This is a genomic window from Duganella sp. 1224, from assembly GCF_013408245.1.
GTDB lineage: Bacteria > Pseudomonadota > Gammaproteobacteria > Burkholderiales > Burkholderiaceae_D > Rugamonas.
This window is the reverse complement of the sequence record NZ_JACBYS010000002.1, coordinates 561,184-586,536: the sequence shown is the minus strand read 5'-3', so window position 1 is coordinate 586,536 and position 25,353 is coordinate 561,184. Positions and strand designations below refer to the sequence as shown.

Genomic DNA, 25,353 nt, shown 5'->3' with positions numbered 1-25,353 from the left:
TCTATTTACAAAATGATGGGGAAGTGCAATATTCCCTCAGATGAATAGCTCGACCCCGCAGCCCACCTTCCGCACCGAAAACCGGCCAACGGAGCCGGTCCAGCGCTTCCGCCAGCCGGCCGATATTTTCGAGGCCTTGTTCCAGAGTATCCAGGGCGGCGAGACGCATGCCCGGCCCACGCTGGAGCTGACGCCGGATTCGCCGTTTTTGCCTTTCCTCGAAATTGGCTATGCGCTGCGCGCTTGCGCGGAAAAGGCGTCCCGTCACGATTACCTGATCGAGCGCCTGCGCCCGCATCTGAGCGTGATGATCGGCACGCTGCCAGCCAGCATCCTGCCGATGGGCATGCTGCCCAAGCTGGCGCCGCTGCCCGGATTTCGGCCGCTGGAGCAGATCTCCGATGATGAAGTCCGTTCCTGGCTGATTCAGGAAGGTGGCTTGATTTACGGCGAAATGCAGCGTTTCGAGCTGGATAACTATTTCGACGCCGTCCAACCCTTCCTGCCGCCCGGCGGCGTGATGGTTGACCTCGGCAGCGGCTTGGGCAAGGTGGTCATGACGGCGGCGCTGAGCTGGCCGTTTGTGCGCTGCGTTGGCATCGAGCTGATGACTTACCGGCACCGGCTGGCGCAGGAACGGCTGGTCAGGCTGCTGACGTTGGCCCGTCAAGGGTTGGAAGCCTTGCCGCAGCCGTTGACGCCGGACTCGCCCTTAATGCTGCCGTCCGGGGTGCAGACCAGCGGCCGCCATCTGCTGGAGCTAGGTGCGCGCATCGCCTTTATCGAAAGCGATATGTTCAAGGTCGATGTGCGTGGTGCCAGCCTGGTGTTCTTGTACAGCACCTGCTTCGGGCCGCTGATGGATGCGCTGAGCAACAAGCTGGCGCGTGAACTGCCGGAGGGCGCGCTGGTCACTACCACTACTTATCCGATCAAGCATCCAGCGTTCCGGCTGCTGCAATCGCACGCGCCCGGAACGCTTTCGTGGACCAGCGTGATGATTTATCAGCGTATTGGCCCGCAAATGGCCGAACCGGCGTCCGAAGCGCGTTATCTGCACCAGCCGGACGTGGTCGCGTGGGAAGCTCGGGCGCGCGCGGATTTGGCTAGCTAAAGCAGCCATTTGCGTGCAGTAGCCACCAGGTTATCAGATAATGCGCGCGTGAACGGTGTCTGGATGTCCCACATATGCCAGATCAGCATCACGTCCAGCCACTTGCCGGGCGCTAGATCGATCAGTGCTCCCTCCTGTAGTTGCCGGTCGCATTGGGGCAGCGGCAGCATGCCGTAGCCAAACCCCGCCTCGACGAACCGCACATAACCTTCCGAACTGGACAGCGCATGATGCGGGTAGCGCCCGGTGTAGCCGGTATGCTGGGCGATGAAGCGGGTTTGCAGCATATCCTTGCGGTCGAAGGTCATCACCGGCGCGTGCGCGACGGCTTGCGCGGTCATGCCGTCCGGAAACCAGCGGGCGGCAAAGACCGGCGTGGCCACGCAAAAATAGCGCATGATGCCTAGCGGCGTGGCGGTGGTGCCCGGCACCTGGGCGGTTTCGCTGGTGACGCAGCCGAATACCCGGCCTTCGCGCAGCATGCTCAGCGTGTGGTCCTGGTCGTCCAGGCGGATCTGCAACATGCAATCGCCATCGCGCATCAGCGGCGTGACGGCTTCCTGCAGCCACGTCGCGGCGCTGTCGGCGTTGACGGCGATGGCGATTTCCGGGCGGGCGTCGGTGTCGCCTGGACGCTTGTCGAGCGCGGATTCCAGCAGCCGTACCTGGCGGTAGTGGGCGATCAGCCGCTGCCCGGCTTCGGTCGGCACGGGCGGTTGGCTGCGCACGATCAGCAATTCGCCGGCGCTGTTTTCCAGCATGCGGATGCGTTGCGACACTGCCGATTGGGTGATCGACAGCGCTACGGCGGCCTTGTCAAAACTGCCATGATCGATCACCGCGTCCAGCGCGGCCAGTCCCCGGTAGTCTACGCGACTCATTAGCTCACCTAATATTTGGCAAATAATATTAATTATACTTATCTGCTGGCGGGACGTAATCTGGCGTTTTTTTCGCACGGGAGAGGCGTATGGAAGCCACCGCTTTTTTGAAAGGTTTGGGTTTGGGCGGCAGCTTGATCGTGGCCATTGGTTCGCAAAATGCCTATTTACTCAGGCAGGCACTGAAGCGTGAATTTGTGCTGACGTGTATCGCGATTTGTATTATCTGCGATGTGGTTTTAATTGGTGCCGGCGTGGCCGGCATGGGGCAGCTGATTATTCAGGCGCCGTCGCTTTTATTCTGGATAAAAATCGCTGGCGCGGGATTTTTATTCTGGTATGGCTTGCGCGCGGCGCGCTCCGCCATTCATCCATCGGCCTTGGTGACAGATATGAATAATGCCGCGCCGGATAGACGCACGGTTATTGCTGCGATGCTGGCTTTCAGTTTGCTGAATCCGCATATTTATCTGGATACCGTGGTGTTATTGGGTTCGATCGGTGGTCAGCAGCCTGGAAGCGGCCGCTGGTATTTTGCTCTTGGGGCAATGTTGGCATCCGTCCTATGGTTTAGTAGCCTGGGTCTCGGAGCACGCTATTTGACGCCGATATTTTCCCGGCCCAGTGCGTGGCGGATTTTGGACGGCATTATCGCGATGGTCATGTGGAGTCTTGCCATTTCGTTGTTTCTATAGAGCATAAGCTCAAAACTGGCTGGTTCATGCTAATTTCTGGCATGAAAAGCCTGGTTCGGCATACAATGAGGTGGTCTTTTTGAACCTGCGTCCCCGGACGCCGCATGTCGATGAGCGCACAACCAGGCTTCCTCACCGCGATGGTCGTGGAATTTACCGCTGATACCATCCTCAGCGCCTTATTAATTTTTCTTTGGCTGATGCAGCGCAAGGAAAAGCACGCGCTATTCTGGGGTGCCGGACAGTTGGCCATTATGGCTGGCGGCACTATCTGGTTTGGTACTGCGGATATATTGTCGTTGCAGTGGCGTTTGTATTTAAGCGCCTTGGGTTTAACCGTCGGCATGGCGGGATATTGGTCGGGGACGCAATTCTTTATCGGTAGGCTGCGCGCGGTTCACGTACGCGGGATGTTGCCGGTTATTATGCTGGCCAGTGGGTTGTTTTATCTGCTGTGGCGTGCAAATAATGACTGGCTGGTGCGCGGGAGTGCGGCGGCATTAGGCCTGGTGATGCTGTGGGCCGGCGTGCGGCTGATGGCGGTGAATAACCGCTACCGTTTTCTGGGCATGACGTTGATATTGCGTGCCGGCTTTAATTTATTTTCCGTTGTGACCCTGGATCCGGATACGTATGTGGTGTGGTTTGTCGGCACCAGTATTTTGAAGGTAATGTCCATGCTGGGTCTGGTGTATGCGGTGCAGGATGAAATTCAGCAGCGCTACGCCCGCACCATCGATAGCTTGAGCCACGGTTTCCTGATCCGCGACCGGCGCGGCTATGTCCACGTGGCCAATGAGCGTTGTGCAAAATTGCTGGGCTTTGATGGCGCTCAGGAACTGATCGGCAAGCATGTGTGCGAGCTGCTGCCGGGCCTGTCACGCGACATGGCCGACCATTATTTCTTCCGGTTCCAGGCGGAGGGAACGGCCTATCCGATGGCCGATACGGCCATTTTCAAGTTGCGCAACGGCAATCATTTGCCGGTCGAATTGCTGGCGTCGCCGTACGTCGAGCGCGGCCGGCTGTTCTGTCTGGTCCAGTTGCTGGACGTCAGCGAACGCAAAAAGAAGGACGATCAGCTGTACCAGGCCGCGCGGATCGACCCGGTGACCAATTACTTCAACCGCCACGCGCTGTCGGCCCGGTTGGCGCAGGAGGTGGCCCAGGCCGCCGAAAATGGCCGCGAGTGCGCGGTGCTGTTCATCGACCTGGACAAGTTCAAGCGCGTCAACGATTCTTTCGGCCACGCCGCCGGCGACGAGTTGCTGCGCGCCGCTGCCGACCGCATGCACGCGCTGCTGCGCCCGATGGATGTGCTGGCCCGCTTCGGCGGCGACGAGTTTATCGTCGTCATCCCCGATCTGGCGCCGCGCAGCGCCGAGATGATGGCGGCCGACTGCGCCGATGCGCTCATCGCCGCCACGGCGCGGGGGTTCGAACTGTCCTACCACGCCATCAGCGTCACCGCCAGCATAGGCATTGCTTGCTATCCAAATCACGGAACCGATAGCGATACGCTAATACGCAACGCCGACATCGCCATGTACCAGGCCAAGAAGGCTGGTCGCGGCGAACAGCGCGTGTTCAGCGACGATATGAACGCGATGGCGAAAGATGCGCTGGTTATCGATGGCGCGCTGGCCGGCGCCATCGATGCCGGCGAGTTTTACCTGGTGTACCAGCCCATCATCAGTGCCCAGAGCGGCAAACTGACCAAGGTTGAGGCGCTGCTGCGCTGGAACAGTTCGCTGCTGGGGCCAGTGTCGCCGGACCGCTTCATCCCGGTGGCGGAAGACAGCGGCATGATCATCGCGCTCGGCACCTGGGTGCTGGAGCAGGCTTGTCGCCAGGTCGGGCAGTGGACGCACAGCACGCTGAGCGATGTGACCATCAGCATCAACGTCTCGGCCTGGCAACTGGCCGATCCGGCGTTTGTGACGCTGGTGTCGCAGGCGCTGATCCGCAACGGCCTGTCGCCGCACCAGCTGGAACTGGAGTTGACCGAGCGGGTGCTGATCGACGATACCGCGAATGTGCAGACCGTGCTGGCGCAGTTGCGTGCGCTGGGCGTCGGCATTTCGCTGGACGACTTCGGCACCGGTTATTCGTCGCTCAGCTACCTGACCCAGTTCCAGCTGAACACGCTGAAGATCGACCGCTCCTTCGTCATGGGTATCGAGCATAGCGAGCGTAGCCATAATCTGGTGCATGCCATTATCGCCATGGGCCATAGCCTGGGCTTGCAACTGGTGGCGGAGGGCGTGGAGACGGCCGGCCAGGCCGCCATGCTGGAAAAGATGGGGTGCCACTATCTGCAGGGCTACCACATCGCGCGCCCGGTGGCGCCCGGCGAGTTGCTGCGCTTCGCCGGCAGCCGCGCCGCCTCGCCGGCAGTCCAGCCGGATTACGTTATTTAGCGCTGGGCACTTTCTGCGCCGCTTCTTCGGCGGTCAGAATCCAGATGCGATCAATATAGCCCATGCCGTCCACGGTGTAGTTGACGACGATGTCGCTGCCGCGCACGGCGGCCGGCATTTCGATGCGGTTGTCTTGATTGAAGATGCGCGCGGATGGCGACAGTTGGCGTGGTTTGCCGTCGAGCGTGATGTCCGGGAAGTAGCCGGGCGTGAACTTGCCGCGCAGGATATTGGCCGGGAAGGGGCGATCGATGGCCAGCACCGGCAGGGCCAGCGTGGCGCTCAGCAGCAGCGCTATCAGGAATCGCGTCGGGTTCATGCCGCCAGCTTACCGCAGCATGGCCCACCTCGCCACCACCGTCATGGTGCCGAACTGCGACTGCATGAACAAATGTTGCTGTGTCATCAAGATGTCACGCAGGCGTCATCGCTTGGTCACATCCGCTTCCTACAATCTTGCCAGTTGATTTTCCACCAACCTAGCAAGAAAGAACAACAATCATGCGACAGCGCTTCCCTCTGAAACCTTTGTGCCTGGTCGTCCTGCAAGCGTTGGCTTGCCAGGCGTACGCCGGCGAAGCCACCGATACCGCCGCCGACGACAGCGCGGCAGTCGGCGCCCTGGCCGGCCCTGTCCAGACGGTGGAAATCACCGGCCGCGGTCAGTCGCGCCAGGTGCAAAACATCAACAAGCTCGACCTGGCCGAAGCCCTGCCGGGCACCAGCCCGCTCAAGGTGCTGGACAAGCTGCCGGGCGTCAACTTCCAGTCGGCCGACCCGTTCGGCGCCTACGAATGGTCGACCAGCTTCAGCATCCGCGGCTTCAACCAGAGCCAGCTGGGCTACACGCTGGACGGCGTGCCGCTGGGCGACATGAGTTACGGTAACAACAACGGCCTGCACATCAGCCGCGCCATCTCGTCGGAAAACATCGGCAGCGTGCAGGTGTCGCAGGGCGCCGGTTCGCTCGGCACCGCCTCGTCGAGCAACCTGGGCGGCACGGTGCAGTTCTTCACGCTGGCGCCGAGCGACGAGCGCGGCCTGACCTTCGCGCAAACCGGTGGCAGCGACTCGACCTCGCGCACCTTTGTGCGCGTCGACTCCGGCCTGATCAACGGCGTCTTCAAGGCCTTCCTGAGCGGCACCCGCCAGCGCACCGACAAGTGGAAGGGCGACGGCGGCCAGGACCAGGATCAGTGGAACTCGCGCTTCGTGTTCAACTTCGGCGACAACAGCCTGACCGGCTTCCTGAACTACTCGGACCGCAAGGAAATCGACTACCAGGACATGTCGCTGGAAATGATCAACCGCCTCGGCTACAACTGGGACAACTACCAGCCGGACTGGCAGCGCGCGGTCAACGCCGCCAAGGGCATTTACACCGGCGGCGTCAACAGCCTGGACGACGCCTATTACTCGGCCGGCGGCCTGCGCAAGGACACCATCGGCGGCCTGACGCTGGACCTGCACCTGAGCCAGAACGTCGACCTGAAAACCACCATCTACCACCACGACAACAAGGGCCAGGGCCACTGGTACACGCCGTACGTGCCGACCAATGCCGCCAACCCGATCTCGCTGCGCACCACCGAGTACAGCATCTACCGCGACGGCGTCACCAGCGACCTGAGCTGGGAAATCGGCGACCACACCATCAGCGCCGGCCTGTGGGGCGAGCGTAACAACCACACCGCCAGCCGCAACTACTACGGCGTCACCGGTCCGGCCGACACCATGTACTACCTGAGCAATCCGTTCGCCACCGACTGGAAGCAGAACTTCATCACCACCACCTCGCAGTACTACCTGCAGGACACGCTGGCGCTGCTGGACAACAAGCTGAAGATCAACGCCGGCTTCAAGGCGCTGGACGTCGACATCCACGCCACCAACATCGTCGGCACACGCGCTGCCGGCGACCTGGACGCCAACAAGAAGTTCCTGCCGCAGGCCGGCTTCAACTACGCCGTCACCGCCGACGACGAGGTGTTCGGCTCGGCGTCGAAAAACATGCGCGCCTTCCAGCCGGGCGTGGGCGGCCCGTTCTCGCAGACCCAGGCCGCGTACAACGCCGGCATCGGCAACCTGCGTCCGGAAACCTCGACCAACGTCGACCTCGGCTACCGCTTCAAGCGCGCCAGCCTGCAAGGCTCGGTAGCGCTGTACAGCGCCCGCTTCGACGACCGCCAGCTGAGCGTGGCCACCTGCGCCGGCATCGTCGGCTGCCCGTCGACCTTCGTCAACGTCGGCAAGGTCGACACCAAGGGCGCGGAAGCGGTGGCGGTGTGGAAGTTCAACCGCGAGTTCAGCTGGTTCAACTCCTACACCTACAACGACTCCAAGTACAAGTCGAACTACGTCGACGGCACCACGCTGGTGGCGGTCAGCGGCAAGACCGTGGTCAACGCGCCGCGCCAGCTGTTCAACACCGAAGTGTCGTATGAAGGCGGCGCCTGGTTCGCCCGCCTCGGCGCCAAGTACACCGGCAAGCGCTACTACACCTACCTGAACGACGCCGGCGTCGAGGCGTTCTGGCTGTCCAACCTGTCGGCCGGCTACAAGCTGAAGTCGCTGGGCTGGGCCAAGGAGCTGTCGCTGCAGTTGAACGTGACCAACCTGTTCGACAAGCAGTACATCAGCACCATCGGCACCAACGGCTTCCAGGCCAGCGACCCGAAAGGCACGGCACAGACCCTGCTGACCGGCGCGCCGCGCCAGTTCTTCCTGACGCTGAACGGCAAGCTGTAAGCGGTCCCGGCGCCGCGCTGTTGCACGGATAACACAGGCACAGCGCGGCGCTGGCATGGCGCCCCACATAGTTGCATACTGGATAGCCAGCCGCAGCGATGAGGAGAAGAGCCATGAAATGGTTTTACGATCTGAAAATAGCCACCAAGCTGATCGTTTCTTTCGGTGCAGTATTGTTTCTGACCCTGGTGCTGGGCCTCAGCAACATGCTGTCGATGGACCGCGTCAACCAGGCCTCGACCGACCTGGCCGACAACTGGATGCCCAGTGTGCGCGCGGTGATGGACCTGCGCACCGACGTCGGCGAAATCCGCCGCTGGGAACTGGCCCACCTGCTCAACGACGACGCGGCCGCCATGGCCGACTACGAACAGAGGCTCGACAAGGCGCTGGCCCTGCTCAAGCAACACCGCGACACCTACGAAAAGCTGATCTCCAGCCCGCAGGAAAAAGCCATCGCCAGCGAATTCGACAAGGCGCTGGCCGCCTTCATGCTCGACCATGACAAGATGATCCGCATGTCGCGCGCCGGCCAGAAGGCCGAGGGTCGCGCGCTGTCGGCCGGCTCCTCGGCGCAGGCGCTGGCTGCCATCACCGACAAAGTCAACAAGCTGGTCAAGCTGAACGTGGACGGCGGCGACGCCGCCAGCGAAGAGGCGACCCGCGTCTACCAGAGCGCGCGCCTAACCTCGATCGTGCTGCTGGTGCTGAACATCGGCATCGGCATGGCGCTGGCGATGTGGGTGGCGAAGATCGTCGCCCGGCCGCTGCAGGAGGCGGTGTCGCTGGCGCGCGTGGTGGCCGATGGCGACCTGACGCGCGACATCGACGTCAAGAGCAACTGCGAAACCGGCCAGCTGATGCAGGCGCTCAAGGACATGACCACCAACCTGCAAAACCTGGTCAGCCAGGTGCGCAACGGCACCGACACCATCGCCACCGCCTCGTCGGAAATCGCCAGCGGCAACCAGGACCTGTCGTCGCGCACCGAGCAGCAGGCGTCCAGCCTGGAGGAGACGGCGTCGTCGATGGAGGAGCTGACCAGCACCGTCAAGCAGAACGCCGACAACGCGCGCCAGGCCAACCAGCTGGCGCAGTCGGCTTCGGGCATCGCGCTCAAGGGCGGCGACGTGGTGGGGCAGGTGGTGGGCACGATGGCCTCGATCAATGAGTCGTCGCGCAAGATTGTCGACATCATCTCGGTGATCGACGGCATCGCCTTCCAGACCAACATCCTGGCGCTGAACGCGGCGGTGGAAGCGGCGCGCGCCGGCGAGCAGGGCCGGGGCTTTGCGGTGGTGGCGGGCGAGGTGCGCAACCTGGCACACCGCTCGGCGGCGGCAGCCAAGGACATCAAGCTGCTGATCAGCGACTCGGTGGAAAAAGTGGAAACCGGCTCGGCGCTGGTCAACCAGGCCGGCGAGACGATGAACGAGATCGTCACCAGCATCACGCGCGTGACCGACATCATGAGCGAGATCACCTCGGCCAGCGTGGAGCAGAGCGCCGGCATCGAGCAAGTCAACACCGCCATCGTGCAGATGGACCAGGTGACGCAGCAGAACGCGGCGCTGGTGGAGGAGGCGGCCGCGGCGGCCGAGTCGATGCAGGAGCAGGCGGCGCGGCTGAGCGAGGTGGTCAGCGTGTTCAAGCTGCTGGCGACAGCGCAGACGGCGGCGCGGCCGGCGCCGGTGGCGCGCAAGCCGGCGGTGCCGGCCGCGGTGGCGGCCAGCGCCGGGGCGCCGGTGGTGCGGCCGGCGTTGAAGAAGCCGGTCAAGGAAACGGTGGGCGGGGACGAGTGGGAAGCGTTCTAGATAGGTGGGGTAAAGACCGCACCCGGCACGCGGCCGCAACGGCCATGTGTTAACGCCAGCCAGGCCACGCACGCCGCCACCCCAAGGCGGCCTGCCGAAGCCGGGGTCTGACCCCGTGCGGGGTCAGACCCCTTGCCGGGCGGGGTTGACTTGCCGGGTGGAGTCGGCGCCGGCGTGGCGCAACTCCCACGCCCGCAACGCCGCGCGGTAGCGGTCCAGCTCCTCCTGATACAAATCTTCCACACAATACGTGCAGCCGCTGTGGCAGCAATCGCCCGGCGCGGGCGGGGTGGGTGGTTGCGGCTTCGGGTCATCCATCATCATTGCTCATCTCACATCGGCGGCATGGCCAGCAAGGCCATATTCCGCCCTTTCTCCTTGGCGCGATACAAGGCCCGGTCGGCCAGCCGCACCAGGTCCTGCGGCGAGGTCTCCTCGGTCGGCACCAGCACCGCCACGCCGATACTGATCGTCATGATACCAAACGGCGACTGCGCGTGCGGCAGCGCCCGCCGCGCCAGCTCGGCGCAGATCTCCTCGGCCACGCCAAAAGCGTCGGTGGCATCGGTGGCGGCCGCCAGCAGCGCGAACTCCTCGCCGCCATAGCGCGCCACCAGATCGCTGGTGCGCCGCCCGTGCGTGGTGATCAGCTCGGCCACGGTGCGCAGCGCCGCGTCGCCGGCCAGGTGGCCGTAATGGTCGTTGTACTTCTTGAAGTAATCCACATCCAGCATCGACAGCGCCAGCGTCTGGCCGGTGCGCGCCGCGCGCCGCCACTCGGCCTCCAGCGCCAGGTCGAAGCCGCGCCGGTTGCTGACGCCGGTCAGGCCGTCGGTGGTGCTGAGCGCCGCCAGCTTGCGGTTGGACTCCTCCAGCTCGGCCGTGCGCGCCGCCACCGTCTGCTCTAGCTCGGCCTGATGGCGGGTCAGCCGGTTGATGCGCACCTTGTACGCCAGCGCCAGCGAGCCGACCACCAGCGCCGCCACGCCCGAGCGGAACCACCACTGCTGCCAGAACGGCGGCGTGATGGTGATGGCCAGCGTGGCCGGCACCTCGTTCCACACGCCCAGGTGATTGGCGGCCTTGACCCGGAACACGTACTTGCCGGGATTGAGGTTGGTGTAGCTGGCCACGCGCCGGCTGGCGTCGGTCTCCACCCAGTCGCGGTCGAAGCCCTGCAGCTGGTACAGGTAGCGGTTGCCGGACGGCTCGGTGTAATGCAGCGCCGCGAACTCCAGCGCGAACACCGACGCCTGCGACGACAAGGTCAGCGCGGTGGGCGCCGTCACCGGGCCGTCGGCCTTGACGTTCTCGGCCGGCTGGCCGTTCTGCAGCGAGTGGTTGAACACCGTGATGTCGGTGATCGCCACCTGCGGCGGCACCGAGCTGGTCTTTACCTTGGACGGCGTCACCGCCGTCATGCCGTGCACGCCGCCGAAATACAGCGTGCCATCGGCGCCAAACGCCGACGAGTTGACGGTGAAGCCCTCGGTCAGGCCATCCGAGGCGGAAAAGTGCGTGACCTTGCCGCTGTCCGGCTCCAGCCGGTACAGGCCGGCGATGGTGCTGCACCAGATGCGGCCCTCGTGGTCGTGCTGGATGGCCAGGATCTTGGGCGCGCGCATGGCCGCCGCGTACGACTTGAAGGCGAGCGCGCCGTCCGGCTGGAACACTACCAGGTTCAGGCCCTTGCTGGTGCCGACCCAGATCCGCCCCTGCGCGTCCTCGTGCAGGCTGGCGACGTTGTCGTCGCTGAGGCTGGTCGGATCCCTGGCCGCGTGGCGGTAGTGGCGGAACTTGCCGCTGGCCGGGTCGAGCAGGTCGAGGCCGCCGCCATTCCATTCCGAGCCGGCCCACACGCGGCCCTGGCGGTCCTCCAGCACCGCCGAAGTGCCGTTGACGCTGCGCGAGGCCGGGTCGCGCGGATCGTTGTAATAGATCTTGCGGGCGTCGGTCTTGATCTCGTAGCGGATCAGGCTGTTGCCGGTGGCCAGCCACAGCACGCCGCCGGCGCCGGGCGCGATGGCGTTGATGTAGTCGCTGGCGGTGTTGCCGAAGTGGATGGCCTGGAACGGGCTGTCCGGCGTGTCCAGCCGGTTCAGGCCGTTGGAGGTGCCCAGCCACAGCGGCCCCTTGCCGTCCTCGTCCTGGTACATGCTGTAGACGATGGCATGCGACAGCTTGCCCGGCGTCTTGTCGTCGGCGCGGTAGCTGCGCAGTACGGTGCTGGTGGCCGGATCGTACAAGCTCATGCCGACATTGCCGCCCAGCCAGATCCGGCCGTTCGGCGCCCGCGCCAGGCTCAGCAACGCGTTGCTGGCCGGCGCCGAGCGGCTGTCGATGCGGAACGGCACGTGGCGCGTGAAGCCCTCGCTGCTCAGGTTGGCCAGCGCGATGCCGTCGGTGAAGGAGGCGATCCACAGCATGCCGCCGCGGTCCTGCATCACCGCGCGCAGGTTGTCGCCGGGCAGGCTGTACGGGTCGTCGGCAGCGTGCACGAACTGGTCGAAGCTGTCGTTGGCCTCGTTCCAGCGCAGCAGGCCGGCCGACAGCGTGGTGGCCCACAGCACGCCCTTGCTGTCGAGGCCGAAGTTGGTGATGCGGCTGTACGGCGAGGCGATCGCCTTGCGCGTGCTCCAGTCGCCCTTGCCGTCCCAGCGGATGATGCCGGACTCGGTGCCGATCCACAGCGCGCCGCCGTGGTCGAACTGCAGCGCGCGGACGATGTTGACGCGCGCGTCCGGCCTGGTGGCCGGGTCGACCTGGTGGTGGCGGAAGGTTTTGGCGCCCGGGGCCAGGTAGTCGAGGCCGCCGGGCCAGGTGCCGATCCACACGCCGCCGCGGGCGTCCAGCGCCAGCGCGTTCAGGTCGTTGCTGGCCAGGCTGTCCGGATCGGCGTCGTCGTGGGCGTAGACGGCGTCGAACACGCCGCGGTTGGGATCGAAATGCTGCAGCCCGCCCCAGGTGCCGATCCACAGCCCGTCCTTGCCGTCCGAAATGATGTTCTTGACGATGCGGTGGTTCTTCGGCGCCTGGTCGGTGGTGAAGGTGGTGAAGTTGTTGGTGTCCGGATTGAAGCGCGCCAGGCCGTTCTGGGTGGCGGCCCAGATGCGGCCCTGGCGGTCCTCGAAGATGGCCGACACGCGGTCGTGCGGCAGGCTGGCCGGATCGGCCGGGTTGTTGATGTACTTGACCGCCTGGTAGCCGTTGTAGCGGTACAGGCCGTTGGTGTGGGTGCCGACCCAGACGAAGCCCTGGCGGTCCTGCAACAGCGACAGCATCGACGGCTCGTCGCCGCCCAGCGGACCCAGCTTCTTGAAACGCAGCGACGGCGCCGGGGCGGCGCTGGCGGCGCTCAGCGCCAGCAACAGGCAAAGGAGGAGCAGGCGGCGCAGGGCCGCAACGGGCACGAACATCGGGAAAGCAACCTGGTTTCTGATCAGATTGGTTATTATACATGCCATTGATGCAATGGTTTCGTGATAAAAGCTGCTGGTTTTTAGCGCAGTTGTCAGAAAGTAGGGTATAGTTTACGGCGCTTCACCATCCGTCCAGATTATGTCCGATACCGAGATCACCACCCCTTCCGCCCCCGAGCCGGCCGCCGTCGCCGCTGCCGCCCCTGTCCGTTTCGCCGACTTCGGCCTGTCGCCCGACATCCTGCGCGCGCTGAACGACCAGGGCTACGAGCACCCGACGCCGATCCAGGCCCAGGCCATTCCGGTGCTGCTGCAGGGGCGCGACGTCATGGGCGCGGCCCAGACCGGGACCGGCAAGACCGCCAGCTTCGCGCTGCCGATCATCCAGATGCTGCTGGCGCACGCCAGCAGCAGCACCTCGCCGGCGCGCCACCCGGTGCGCGCGCTGATCCTGACGCCGACCCGCGAACTGGCGGTGCAGGTGGCCGACAACGTCAAGGCCTACGCCCAGCACACGCCGCTGCGCTCGACCGTGGTGTTCGGCGGCATGGACATGAAGCCGCAGACCGCCACGCTGAAGGCTGGCGTGGAAATCGTCATCGCCACCCCGGGCCGGCTGCTGGACCACGTCGAGCAGAAGAACATCGCGCTGAACCAGGTGCAGATGCTGGTCATGGACGAGGCCGACCGCATGCTGGACATGGGCTTCCTGCCGGACCTGCAGCGCATCATCAACCTGCTGCCGAAGAAGCGCCAGAACCTGATGTTCTCGGCCACCTTCTCGCCGGAAATCAAGAAGCTGGCCAACACCTTCCTGACCGACCCGGTGACGATCGAGGTGGCGCGCGCCAACAAGACCGCCGACACCGTTACCCAGGTGGTGTACAAGATCGCCGAGCAGCACAAGCACGCGCTGACCGCGCACCTGCTGCGCCAGCGCGCGCTGAAGCAGGTGATCATCTTCTCCAACACCAAGATCGGCGCCTCGCGCCTGGCGCGCGAGCTGGAGCGCGAGGGCATGAAGGCGGTCGCCATCCACGGCGACAAGACCCAGCAGGAGCGCATGGCGGCGCTGGACGCGTTCAAGAAAAACGAGATCGACATCCTGGTGGCGACCGACGTCGCCGCCCGCGGCCTCGACATTTCCGACCTGCCGTGCGTGATCAACTACGACCTGCCGTACAACGCCGAGGACTATGTGCACCGCATCGGCCGCACCGGCCGCGCCGGCGCCTCGGGCGACGCCATCTCGATCTATTCCGACAAGGACGAGCGCCTGCTGGCCGACATCGAAAAGCTGATCAAGCAGACCATCCAGCGCGCCGAGCCGCAGGGCTTCATGCCGGCGCCGGCCTTCGCCGACGAGCGCGGCGAACGCCGACCGCGCCGCAGCGAGGACCTCGGCCGCGGCCCGGCGCGCCCGGCCGACCGCGCGCCGCGCGGCATGGGCCCGGGCCCGTCGCCGCGCCGCGACAAGGTCGACCCGTGGTTCCTCAAACCGTACGAACCGAGCAAGGCGGCCACGCCGGCGCCTTCCGCCACGCCGGCCACCAGCGGCAACGGCATCACCAAGGTGAAACCCAAACTGGCCTTCCTGCTGGGCGGCGCGCCCAAGTCTTGAGCCCGGCGCCCGTGTCGCTGGCGCCGCAGCGCCTGCTGTTCCTCGACGGCCTGCGCGCGCTGGCGGCGCTGTGGGTCATGGGCGGCCATCTGTACCTGTTCGCCATCGGCTGGCAGGCGCAGACGCTGTGGGCCGCCCAACCCCTGAACCTGCTGATGTACCTGCACTTGGGCGTGGTCGTGTTCCTGGTGCTGTCCGGCTACTGCCTGGCGCTGCCGGTGGTGCGCCAGGACTACCGCGTCCGCGCCGGCTGGCCGGCGTTCTTCACCGCGCGCGCGTTGCGCATCCTGCCGCCGTATTTCGCCACGCTGGCGCTGATCCTGCTGGTCAACTGCTTCGTGCCGCTGGCCTACTGGGGACGCCATGACCTGGGGCTGACCGCCACCATCAGCGCGCCCGTATGGTGGACCAATCTGCTGCTGCTGCAGGATATCTACGGCCAGTACAACAACATCAATGGCGCGTTCTGGAGCATCGCCTGCGAGTGGCACTTGTATTTCACCTTCCCGGCGCTGATCTGGCTGCTGCGCCGCCACGGCCTGGGCGTGCTGCTGACGGTGGCGGTGCTGCTGGCCTGGGGCTTGACCAGCTTGTCCGGCCGTTATCCGCGCCTGCCGCTGGTGGACGCGTCGGTGCCGCAGCCGCCGCATTTCATCCTGTTGTTCGTGCTCGGCATCGCGGCGGCCGCGCTGGCCAACGGCACGGCCTTTGCCGCCTGGCGCGAACGCGCGCGGCGCTATCTGGGCTGGGGTGTGCTGCTGTTGCTGGCGCTGCTGGCGGCGGTGCTGTGCCGCCATCCGATCGTCGACGGCGCCAGCGCGGTGCGCTTTGCCGGCCGCTTTGCGCGGGTCGATCCGCTGGCCGGCCTGTTTACCGCCGCGCTGCTGGTGTGGCTGACCGGACTGGCGCCGGGCCAGTGGCTGCGCTGGCTGTTCGAGCGGCGCGCGCTGGTGGGCATCGGCGGCTTCTCGTACTCGCTGTACCTGGTCCACATTCCGCTGCTGGCCACCGCCTACAAGTTCCTGCTGCACTGGCCGGCCTATGGCGCGCTGGCGCCGCTGGAGAAGCTGCTCGGGCTGGCGCTGCTGGGCGTGCCGTTGTGCCTGATTTTCGCCTACGGCTTCGCCCGCGTGGTCGAGCGCCGCATCCGCTGGCGCCCGTCCTGACAGCGCTTACAGCGCCTCGCGCAGCGCGCGCAGCACGCGCTCCTGTTCATTTTCCAGGCCGACCCACAGCGGCAGCCGCAGCAGGCGCTCCGACAGCTGGTTGGTGTGCGCCATGTCGCCGTGATGGCGGCTGTGCTGGACGCCATACGGCGCGCTGTGCAGCGGCACGTAGTGGAACACGCAGTTGACGCCCTGGCGCTTCATGTCCGCCATCACCTGGGTGCGCTGCGCCAGCGAGTCCAGCAGGATGTAGTACATGTGGGCGTTGTGCTGGCAGTCGGCCGGCAGCAGCGGGCGGCGCAGGCGGCCTTGCTGCTCCAGCGGCGCCAGCGCCGCGTGGTAGTGGTCCCACAGCGCCAGCCGGCGCGCGGTGATGCTCTCCGCGTCCTCCATCTGCGCCCACAGGAAGGCGGCGATCACCTCGCCCGGCAGGTAGGACGAGCCGATGTCGACCCAGGTGTATTTGTCCACCTGGCCGCGGAAGAACTGGCTGCGGTTGGTGCCTTTTTCGCGGATGATCTCGGCGCGCTCGGCCAGTTCCGGATCGTTGACCAGCAGCGCGCCGCCCTCGCCGGCGATGATGTTCTTGGTCTCGTGGAACGAGTAGGCGCCGAGGTGGCCGATGCTGCCCAGCGGCCGGCCCTTGTAGGTCGACATGATGCCCTGGGCCGCGTCCTCGATCACGATCAGGTCGTGGCGGCGGGCGATGTCCATGATGGTGTCCATCTCGCAGGCCACGCCGGCATAGTGCACCGGCACGATGACCCGGGTGCGCGGCGTGATCGCGGCCTCGATCTGGCTTTCGTCGATGTTCAGCGTGTCGGGCCGGATGTCGACGAACACCGGCACCGCGCCGCGCATGACGAACGCGTTGGCGGTCGAGACGAAGGTGTAGGACGGCATGATGACCTCGTCGCCCGGCTGCAGCTCGGCCAGCAGCGCCGCCATTTCCAGCGCCGCCGTGCACGAGTGGGTCAGCAGCGCGCGGCGGGCGCCGGTGCGCTGTTCCAGCCACGCGTGGCATTGTTTGGTGAACTGGCCGTCGCCGGACAGGTGGCCGTTGTTGTGCGCCTGGGCGATGTGCCACAGTTCGCGGCCGGTCATGAAGGGTTTGTTGAACGGGATCGGGTTCATGCGGTTTCCTTAGCCCTGGGCGGCGACCACGGTGCCGATGCAAATCAGCGCCACGCCGGCCAGGCGGGTGAGGGACAGGGGTTCCTGGAACAGCCAGGCGCTCAGGCCCAGCACGATGACGAAGTTCAGCGCCATGAACGGATAGGCGTGGCTGAGCTGGAATTTGCTCATCGCCCCCATCCACGTCACCGACGCCAGGAAGGCGGCGGCGAAGGCGGCGATGATCCACGGGTTGAGCAGCAGCTTGACCAGGAAGGCCAGCTTGGCCCCGGCCTCGGCCGGCAGCGCGCCGGCCTTCAGCACTTGCATCTTGATGGCGATCTGGCCGAACACGGTCAGCGCGATGGTGGCAACGATGTACAGGTAATTCATGGTTGCTCTCCAAACCATTGGTGGAAGGTGTAATAGCTGGACGACGGCTCGAAGCCGAGGCGGCACCAGACCTTCTGCACCGCCAGGTTGACCACCTGGGTCGAGACGGTCATGGCGCTGAAGCCATGCGCATGGCCCCAGTGCTGCGCCTGCTGCATCAGCGCCTGGTACAGCCGGCGGCCCTGGTGTTGCGGGTGGACGCCGAACAGCACGCCCTCCAGCAGCCCGTGGGCGCGGTCCTGCAGCGTGGCGAACGCCACCAGCTGGTCGGCGTGCTCGATCAGCAGCACGGCGTTGGCCACCTTCGGGTGACGGCAGGCGTTGGCGGCCCAGGCGGCGTAGACCGCGTCGGCGGCGGCCTGGTCGAGGCGATGGTCGGCGTGGTAGTGGCCGGCGTAGCCGGTGAAGGTCAGCGCCGCCAGCGCGCCGACGGCGTCGGCGTCGGCGGCGCTGGCCAGGCGCCAGCGGTAGCCGTCCGGCAGGTCGGCGGCCTGCGGCGCCAGCTGCTTGCGGCTGTAGTACAGCAGCGTGTCGGTGAGGAAGGCGCCTTGCTGCTCCAGTTGCTGCACCAGCGTCACGGCGCTGGTCGGCACGCGCGCGATCAGCATCTGCACCGATTGCGCGCGGCACCAGTCGGCCAGCGCGGCAGCGCTGTCCTGCGGCTGCAGCGCGGCCTTGGCGGTGACCACGCCAAAGCGCTGCAGGTCCAGGGGGGAAAGGGATATGTCCATCGGCTCAGTCCTCGCGGATGATGGTGTTGGGGGTGGCGCGCCGCACGATGTACAGCGGGCGCTTCTTGGTTTCATCGAAGGCCTTGCCCAGGTAGATGCCGAGGATGCCGAGGATGCCGATGATCAGGCCGCCGATAAAGTACAGCGACACGATCAGGCTGCTCCAGCCCGGCACCGGCGAACCCTGGTGCCAGGAGCGCAGCAGCAGGTAGACGCCGAACAGCAGCGCCAGCGCCGCCATCGTCAGGCCCAGCTTGGCGGCCATGCGCAGCGGCTTGTCGGAATAGGCCAGGATGGTGTCCATCGCCAGCCGCCACAGCTTGGCGAAGGTGTAGGTTGACTTGCCCTCGGCGCGGGCGGCGTGTTGCACCGGGATGCCGGTGGTGGGAAAGCCCATCCACTGCACGTGGCCGCCGAAGAAGCGCAGCTGCTCGCGCATGCGCACGAAGTTCTTCACCACCTGGCGCGACATGATGCGGAAGTTGCCGCTGTCGCCGTCGATGTCGAGGTCGGCCAGGTAGCTGAAGGTGCGGTAGTACAACCACGACACCGCGCGCTTGAGCGGCGGATCCTGGCGCTTGCCGCGCAGCGCCAGCACCACGTCGTAGCCTTCCTGGGCCTTGGCGTACAGGCGCGGGATTTCCTCCGGCGCGTCCTGCAGGTCGCAGTCCATCACCACCACCCAGTCGCCGCGGCAGTGGTCCATGCCGGCGGTGATGCCATAGTGCTGGCCGAAATTGCGCGAGAACTGCAGGCCGACCACGCGCGGATCGGCTTGCGACAGGCGCTCGATCACCTCCCACGAGCGGTCGCCGCCGCAGTCCTCCACCAGCACGATCTCAAACAGCGGGCTGACGGTTTCCAGCGCGTCGCGCAGGCGGCGATACAGCTCGTCGAGGATCTTTTCGGCTTTGTAGACCGGGATCACGACGGAAATCAAGGGGGTTGCGGGCATTACTGGTTCTCCTGAGCGGTGGGGATGCGGGCGACGTCGATGCCGCTCAGCGCAAAGCGGCCGCGGCCGCTGGTAAAGGCGCGGAACTCGACCATGTCGAGCAGGTGGTCGGTGCTGAAGCGCAGCGTCACGCGCTGCTGGCCGGCGCGGGTGATGGCCTGGCGCGCGTGCACCATGGTGCCGGCCTGCGTCACCACGTCCACCATGCCGAAATCGCCGTCGCCGGCGTCGCCGCTGATGTCGAGGTTGAAGCTGACCGCGTAGGTGCCGGGGCCGAGGATGCGCATCGGGCCGAAATGCAGGGTGCCGTTTTCGCCCGGCGCCGCGATCATCGCGCCGTCCCGCAGCGTGCCCGTTTGGTGCAGCGCGCGCTGGTCCATCGGGTAGTGTTGCGCCTGCCGCACGTCGATGTCCCAGCCCGGCAGCGCCGCCGCCAGGTTGCGCGGGTAGACCAGGATGGTGACGTCCTGGTAGCGCAGCACGCGCGGCGTACCGGCGTAGCTGGCCAGCAGCGGCTGGTTGACGCTGGCCAGTTCGCTGTCACGCAGCATCAGGAAGGTCGGGCCTTGCCAGGCGGCCGGCGTGTACCAGCGGTTGGAATTGAGCTTGTGCATCGGCATCGGCAGCTCGCGTTCCACCACCACCGAGCGGACCCGCACCTTGCCGCCGCTCAGCACGGTGATCTTGCCGGCGTTCCAGAAGCTGGCGTAGCCATACTGCAGGCCCTGCTGTTGCAGGAACTCGCCCAACTGCTGGTCCGGTGTCTTCAGGATCAGGCCATGGTGCGGCATGCCCGCCACTTCGTTGTAGGGGAACAGGTAGGAGGTCGGCGCGCTGGTGGCCAGCAGCGCCACCGCGGCCAGGCCGGCGTAGCGCGCCGGCGGCGCCAGCGCGTGGCGGTCGACCAGCAGGCTGACCAGGATCAGCAGCATCAGCAGCAGCGACGGCACCAGGTAGCGCACCGACGCGGTCGGCGCGCTCATGTCGGCCAGCGAGGTGGTCAGCATCATGAACAGGTTGGCGGCGAAGGCCACGGCGGCAAACACCACCACCAGCTGGCGCGGACCGGTGTGCGGCCGCAGCGCGCGGTACAGGCCCCACGGCAGCAGCCCGGCCAGCAGCAGCGCGCCCAGCAGCCGCAGCGCCGCGTAGGCGCCGGCCAGCGAGACGACCTTGCCGTCGAGGCGCGGCAAGCCGTCGAACAGGCCGATCACGCCTTCCAGCACCGCCAGCAGGTTGTGCGTCATGCCGTTGAAGTCCAGCCAGCGGATGGCGGTCAGGCCGACGTGGTTGTTGACCTGCCGCAGCGTGTAGACGCTGAGCGCGGTGCCGGCCACCAGGCCCAGCATCACCACGCCCATGGCGCGCGCCTGGCGCCAGTCCGCCGGCTGGCCGGCCGCGCGCGCGGCGCGCCACGCCAGCGCCTGTTGCAGCGCGCCGGCGGCCAGCAGCGGCAGGCCGTAGAACAGCAGCGCGCGCTGCGGATTGGTCCAGAACACCAGCGCCGTCAGCACGGCGGTGGCCAGCGCCCACGGCAGCGCGCGGCCGCCGCGCGCCTGGCTCAGCGACCAGTAGGCCACCAGCAGGTAGCAGGCCATGTAGTACAGCGAGCCATAGGCCGCCTGGCCGTAGATGTGCTCGGCCATGATCAGCGACATGCCGGCCGACAGCACCGCCATGCCCGCCAGGCGCGCGCGGCGCGACTGTTCCAGCAGCCCGGTCAGCAGCCAGCTGCTGTGCAGGATCAGCGTGGCGGAGATCAGGTCGGAGGCGGCGTGCGCCAGGAAGCCGTTGCGCATCCAGTGCAGCAGCGGCAGGATGAAGGTGTGGGTGTTCAGCACCCACAGGTCGCCGTTGACGTAGTTCCAGTCGCGCGGGAAGTACTGGCCGGTATCCAGAATTTCCTGCGCCAGCAGATTCTTGACGGCCGAGTCCGAGTGATACACCAACTGATAGTCGATCACGAGGTAGAAGGCCAGCAGCAGGACATTGACGCCGATGAGCAGCGATAAGCCGCGCTCAAGCAGCCTCCCGTTAGGGGCCAGGGGTCGCAGCATAGGGATATGTAAATTAAGGTAAAAGTGCCGCGCAGTATAAAGCACTATTGCGAAATCGGCAACGCCGCGGCCGCCGTTGGGCGGCCGGGATTTGTGAGAATTTGTAAGGCTGTTACGGCAGTTTCACCGGCGCGCGGCGATACCAGCGCTGGCCCAGCACGCAATCCAGCAGCTGGGCGGTGCTGGCGGCCCAGTCCAGGCGCGGCATGCCGGCCGAGGCGGGCGCCTGTCCGGCCTGGAACAAGGCCAGCCAGGCGCGCAGCGCGGCGGCCAGCTCGGTGCCGTCGGCGGCGGTGAAATACCAGGCGTGCGCGCCGGCCACCTCGCGGAACACCAGCAGGTCGCGCGCGATCACCGGCAGGCCGTGCTGGGCCGCTTCGATCAGCGGCAGGCCGTAGCCTTCGCCGCGCGAGGCGGCCAGCAGGGCGCTGCTGTCGCGGTACAAGCGCAGCAGCAGCTCGTCGCTGGCGCGCTCCAGCCAGAACAGGCGGCGCCCCAGTTCCGCATGCTGGCGCAGGCGCCGCTCCAGCGCCGCCATGCGCCAGCCGGGTTTGCCGACGATGACCAGGTTCAGTTCGGTGTCCTGCTGCCACAGCATCTCCAGCGCGTCCAGCGCCTGGCCCTGCATCTTGCGCGGCTCCAGCGTGCCCACCATCAGCAGCGTCGGCCGCTGCGCCAGCTGCGCCAGCAGGGCGGCGTCGGCGGCGGCGATGCCGCTGGTGGGCAGCGTTGCCGCCAGGTCGGCGCCCAGCGCGGCGCAGCCGAGGTGCAGCGGCAGCGCGCGCCGGGGCGGATGCTGTTCCAGCCACGTCATCAGTTCGTCGGCGGTGGCGCGGGCGTTGCAGATCAGGCCGTCGGCCAGTTCGGCCACCGTGTGCAGCCAGCCGGTGAAGGCCTCGCCCATGCCGTCGGCAAACCAGCCCGGCTGGTGCACCGGCAGCAGGTCATAGACCATGAAGTACAGGCCCACGCCGTGCTGGCGCAGGCTGGCCAGCACGGCGCGGTTGCGCACCACGCTGTCCAGGCTGAGGTCGATGGCGACCAACAGGTCGCCGGCGCCGGCCCGCAGCGGCTGCTCATGGCCGGCCGCCGCCGCCGCGTAGCGCGGCTGGCCCTGCTCATCCTGGCCAAGCTCGGCGTAGGCGTAATAGCCGCCGGCGTCGTACACCGGCCGCACCGCGTAGCCGGCCGGCGGCGCCGCCAGCAGCGCCTGCAGCATGCCGCGCACCACCCGCTGGATGCCGGAGCGGGCGTCGTGCCGCACCAGTTCCGACAGGTCGACCAGCAGTTGGGGCGGGGCCTTAGCGCGCATCGGCGGCTCCGGCGGCTGGCGCCAGCGCCGCCAGGTCGGCGTGCGCCAGCATGGTCACGCCACGGTTGCGCAGCCACGGCGCCGGCGGCGCCGCTTGCGGGTCCAGCGCCACCAGGCTGTCGCCCGGCTTGATGTCGGCCACGGCGTCGTCCATGGTCATGTCGTCGCGGCCGATCAGCGCCAGCGTGCTGTTGCGCGCGTAGTGATAGACATCGTCGACGCGCCGCACCGGTTCGACGCGCTGGCCGGCTGGCGGCGTCTGCAGCAGCGCCAGCCATTGCGCGCGGGCGGCCTCATCTTGCTCGACGCCGCTGACGTCGACCAGCAACTGCGGGCGGCGCGGCGCCGGCGCGTTGGCCACCAGCGCGCCGGCCACCGTCACCCAGTCCTGCTCGGACGGCGCGGCGGCGGTGGCGATGTCGCCCAGGCGGTCCACCAGTTGCCGGTACTGCGCATGCGGGCTGTGTTGGGCGAACTGTTCGATCGCCTCGTGGTAAGCGGCGCCGACGGCGGCCGGATGGTGCACGCGCTGCATGTATTCCACCGCGTTGTCGATCAGCTGCGCGCGCAGCGCCGGCTGGTCGCGCAGGCGCAGGATGGCCGCGCTCAGCTCGTCGTCGCTGAACTGGTCGCGCAGCTTGAGCACCACGTGGTCCGGCATTTCCGCCGCCGAGCCGTGGGCGTTGATGATGGTCGGCAGGCGGTAGGCCAGGCTGTCGAGGATGGTGCCGGAGGTCTCGCCGCGCGAGCGGCTGCGCAGCTGCACCGCGCAGTCGGCCGCTGCCAGGTAGGTGCGGAACATGTCCATCGACACGAAGCCGGTGATCTGCACATTGCGCTGGCCGGCCATGCGCGCCGCCAGCGCGTTGCCGAACGGGCCGACATGGTTTTCGCCGACGAACACCAGGCGGCAGTGGGCGTCGCTGGCCAGCGTCGAGTTGATCCACGCTTCCAGGATGCGCTCGTTGCACTTGGTCATGGCGATCAGGCCGAACGAGCACACCAGGAAGTCCTGGTCGGTCAGGCCCAGCGCGGCGCGGGCGGCGGCGCGGTCCAGCGGGCCGGGCAGGGCGCGCAGCAGCGGGATGTAGCGCCAGTCGTCCGAGCTGCCGGGGCCGTACCACTGGTTGGCCAGCTGCTTCGAGTAGCTGGAGTGGACGATGATGCCGGCCGCGTGTTGCAGCACCGGCTGGTTGCATGGATACTGGTAGTACGAGGCCTCGCGGCCCTCGGCCTGCTCGTGCAGCAGCGCGCCGTAGCCATGCGACTGGTACAGCATGTGGGCGTAGGTGTTGGCCTCGCGGTTCAGCGACGACAGGTAGTGCACCGCGCCGCTCAGGTAAAAGTCGTGCAGCACCACCACGCCCGGATGGCGCTTGAGCAGCGCGAACATGTGGGCGTGGAAGCCGGAATTGCCGAAGTGGTAGAGCACGCGGTCGTAGCGGTCGGCGTTGGCGTCGAACCAGTCGCTGGCGCGCACCGGGAAGTTGGCCTCGACCCAGCGTTCCCGGACTTCCGGCTGGCTGACGATCACCTCGATGTCGTAGTAGCGCGCCAGCTCGGGCAGCAGCTCGACGCTCTGGTCGGCCACGCCGGTGCGTTCCGGCGGCAGCGGCGACACATAGGCCAGGCGTGGCCGGCGCGTGGCCGGCGCCCGCGGCGCCAACGCCACGCTGGTGCGCTGTTGCCGCTGGCGCCGCTCGTGCGCCTGCTCGAAAGCGGCCAGCGTGGTCTTGGCGCTGGCGTCCCACGAGAACAGCTTGGCCTGCTCCAGGCCATGCGCGCGCAGGTCGTCGGCAAAGGCCGGCGTGGTCAGCACCTGCTGCATCCGGGCGCTGATGTCGGCCACCTTGTTGGGATCGAACAGCGCGTCGGCGCGGCCGATCACCTCGGGAATGCTGCTGTTGTTGGAGCCGATCACCGGCACGCCGCACGACATGGCCTCCAGCGCCGGCAGGCCGAAGCCCTCCTGCAGCGACGGGAACACGAACAGCGCGGTCAGGTTGTACAGCGACACCAGGTCGTCGTCGGAGACGAAGCCGGTCAGCACCACGTCGCCGGCCGGCACGTTGAACTTGTCGGCCAGCGCCAGCAGGCGCAGCCGGTCTTCCTCGCGGATGCTGCACACCACGGCCAACTGGTATTGCTGGCGCAGCGCGGCCGGCAACTGGGCGTAGGCCTCGATCAGGCCCTCGATGTTCTTGCGGTAGTCGATGCCGCCGGTGTACATGATGTACGGGCGCGTCAGGCCGTAGCGCTGGCGCAGCGCCTGCTCGGCGTCCGGGCTCAGCTGGCGCGGCACGAAGATGTCGTCCACCGCCGACGAGATGTTGACCACCTGCTCGCCCGGCAGCTGCAGCGCGTCCATCGCCTCGCGCCGCGAGTGGCCGGAAATGGCCAGCAGCAGCTCGGCGTTTTTCAGGCTTTGCAGCTTGCGGTAGTACCAGTTGGCGACGTTGGGATCGGTCAGGTAGGTTTCCTTGCGGATCAGCGGGATCAGGTCGTACAGCGTGACGGCGGTGTCGAACTGGTTGCGGCTGTGCAGCACCGAGGTGCAGGCGTCCTCGCCCAGGCCCTCGAACAGGCTGGAGATGTGCACCACGTCCGGCTTCAGGCTGGCCAGGTAATGCTCGCGCAGCTGCTCGGCGGCGCGCAGGCGCCAGTGGTTGAGCGGCTGGTGCTCCCAGATCTGCGCCGGCAGCGTGTAGCCGCTGATGTGGCTTTGCGGCAGGAACTGGCCGAGCGTCTGGCGCAGCTTGGCCACGGCGTCCGGGAAGTGGTGGTTGACCACCACCCGCAGGTCATGGTTGCCGGCCTGGCGCAGCATGCCTTGCAGCAGGGCCATCGAATAGCGGCCGATGCCGCGGTTGGTGCTGGAGCCCTGGCAGGCTTGCAGGTCGATTACGATACGCAT

The 25,353-nt window shown here is 66.6% G+C and carries 18 protein-coding genes; 7 read left to right on the top strand and 11 right to left on the bottom strand.

From position 1 onward, the window contains the following. Positions 1-40: 40 nt before the first annotated feature. Positions 41-1,114 carry a histone methylation protein DOT1-like protein gene (locus tag FHW58_RS14605; protein WP_179673859.1) on the top strand — a complete coding sequence of 358 codons (1,074 nt, stop codon included), beginning with the start codon at positions 41-43 and terminating at the stop codon, positions 1,112-1,114. Here FHW58_RS14605 and FHW58_RS14600 read toward each other — a convergent pair. Then, positions 1,111-1,995, bottom strand: coding sequence for a LysR family transcriptional regulator ArgP (locus tag FHW58_RS14600; RefSeq protein WP_179673858.1), 885 nt, complete (start codon positions 1,993-1,995; stop codon positions 1,111-1,113). The two genes, FHW58_RS14605 and FHW58_RS14600, sit on opposite strands and share 4 nt — an antisense overlap. 89 nt (positions 1,996-2,084) lie before the next feature. Here FHW58_RS14600 and FHW58_RS14595 point away from each other — a divergent pair, with 89 nt between their 5' ends. Continuing rightward, positions 2,085-2,690, top strand: a complete 606-nt coding sequence (locus tag FHW58_RS14595; RefSeq protein ID WP_179673857.1) for a LysE/ArgO family amino acid transporter — start codon at positions 2,085-2,087, stop codon at positions 2,688-2,690. 410 nt (positions 2,691-3,100) lie between these two features. After that, positions 3,101-5,110 carry a bifunctional diguanylate cyclase/phosphodiesterase gene (locus tag FHW58_RS14590; protein ID WP_229265325.1) on the top strand — a complete coding sequence of 670 codons (2,010 nt, stop codon included), beginning with the start codon at positions 3,101-3,103 and terminating at the stop codon, positions 5,108-5,110. On the opposite strand, the gene FHW58_RS14585 is transcribed toward FHW58_RS14590, so the two are convergent. Next, positions 5,103-5,429, bottom strand: a complete 327-nt coding sequence (locus FHW58_RS14585) for a hypothetical protein (RefSeq protein WP_179673856.1) — start codon at positions 5,427-5,429, stop codon at positions 5,103-5,105. The genes FHW58_RS14590 and FHW58_RS14585 overlap by 8 nt on opposite strands. 182 nt (positions 5,430-5,611) lie before the next feature. Here FHW58_RS14585 and FHW58_RS14580 point away from each other — a divergent pair, with 182 nt between their 5' ends. Both FHW58_RS14580 and FHW58_RS14575 read left to right on the top strand, forming a co-directional pair. Beyond that, positions 5,612-7,858 carry a TonB-dependent receptor gene (locus FHW58_RS14580; protein ID WP_179673855.1) on the top strand — a complete coding sequence of 749 codons (2,247 nt, stop codon included), beginning with the start codon at positions 5,612-5,614 and terminating at the stop codon, positions 7,856-7,858. Positions 7,859-7,971: 113 nt separating this feature from the next. Next, positions 7,972-9,672: a methyl-accepting chemotaxis protein gene (locus tag FHW58_RS14575; protein ID WP_179673854.1), complete on the top strand. Its 1,701-nt coding sequence runs from the start codon at positions 7,972-7,974 to the stop codon at positions 9,670-9,672. A 123-nt stretch (positions 9,673-9,795) separates the two neighbouring features. Here the strand turns inward: FHW58_RS14575 and FHW58_RS14570 are convergent, their stop codons facing one another. Further along, entirely contained in the window at positions 9,796-9,993 is a 198-nt protein-coding gene (locus FHW58_RS14570; protein WP_373996679.1) for an oxidoreductase-like domain-containing protein, read from the bottom strand. An 11-nt stretch (positions 9,994-10,004) separates the two neighbouring features. Next, positions 10,005-13,088 carry a diguanylate cyclase gene (locus FHW58_RS14565; protein WP_179673852.1) on the bottom strand — a complete coding sequence of 1,028 codons (3,084 nt, stop codon included), beginning with the start codon at positions 13,086-13,088 and terminating at the stop codon, positions 10,005-10,007. 142 nt (positions 13,089-13,230) lie between these two features. On the opposite strand from FHW58_RS14565, the gene FHW58_RS14560 reads away from it, so the two are divergent. Both FHW58_RS14560 and FHW58_RS14555 read left to right on the top strand, forming a co-directional pair. Then, on the top strand, positions 13,231-14,712 hold the full coding sequence (locus tag FHW58_RS14560; RefSeq protein WP_179673851.1) for a DEAD/DEAH box helicase: 1,482 nt from the start codon (positions 13,231-13,233) through the stop codon (positions 14,710-14,712). Further along, positions 14,709-15,878: an acyltransferase gene (locus FHW58_RS14555; RefSeq protein WP_179673850.1), complete on the top strand. Its 1,170-nt coding sequence runs from the start codon at positions 14,709-14,711 to the stop codon at positions 15,876-15,878. Before FHW58_RS14560 ends, FHW58_RS14555 begins: the two co-directional genes overlap by 4 nt. A gap of 6 nt (positions 15,879-15,884) precedes the next feature. Here FHW58_RS14555 and rffA read toward each other — a convergent pair whose 3' ends face one another. From rffA to FHW58_RS14520, 7 genes are all read right to left on the bottom strand, one after another. After that, positions 15,885-17,012 carry a dTDP-4-amino-4,6-dideoxygalactose transaminase gene (rffA, locus tag FHW58_RS14550; protein WP_179673849.1) on the bottom strand — a complete coding sequence of 376 codons (1,128 nt, stop codon included), beginning with the start codon at positions 17,010-17,012 and terminating at the stop codon, positions 15,885-15,887. A 9-nt stretch (positions 17,013-17,021) separates the two neighbouring features. Further along, positions 17,022-17,384 carry a hypothetical protein gene (locus FHW58_RS14545; RefSeq protein WP_179673848.1) on the bottom strand — a complete coding sequence of 121 codons (363 nt, stop codon included), beginning with the start codon at positions 17,382-17,384 and terminating at the stop codon, positions 17,022-17,024. Then, positions 17,381-18,115: a GNAT family N-acetyltransferase gene (locus FHW58_RS14540; protein WP_179673847.1), complete on the bottom strand. Its 735-nt coding sequence runs from the start codon at positions 18,113-18,115 to the stop codon at positions 17,381-17,383. Before FHW58_RS14540 ends, FHW58_RS14545 begins: the two co-directional genes overlap by 4 nt. A gap of 4 nt (positions 18,116-18,119) precedes the next feature. Beyond that, positions 18,120-19,070 (bottom strand): glycosyltransferase family 2 protein, encoded by a 951-nt coding sequence (locus FHW58_RS14535; protein ID WP_179673846.1) that lies wholly within the window; start codon positions 19,068-19,070, stop codon positions 18,120-18,122. Next, positions 19,070-21,127, bottom strand: coding sequence for a hypothetical protein (locus FHW58_RS14530; protein WP_179673845.1), 2,058 nt, complete (start codon positions 21,125-21,127; stop codon positions 19,070-19,072). Before FHW58_RS14530 ends, FHW58_RS14535 begins: the two co-directional genes overlap by 1 nt. Before the next feature lie 112 nt (positions 21,128-21,239). After that, on the bottom strand, positions 21,240-22,439 hold the full coding sequence (locus tag FHW58_RS14525) for a glycosyltransferase family 1 protein (protein ID WP_179673844.1): 1,200 nt from the start codon (positions 22,437-22,439) through the stop codon (positions 21,240-21,242). Beyond that, complete coding sequence (locus FHW58_RS14520) at positions 22,429-25,353, bottom strand: glycosyltransferase (protein WP_179673843.1); 2,925 nt, start codon at positions 25,351-25,353, stop codon at positions 22,429-22,431. Before FHW58_RS14520 ends, FHW58_RS14525 begins: the two co-directional genes overlap by 11 nt.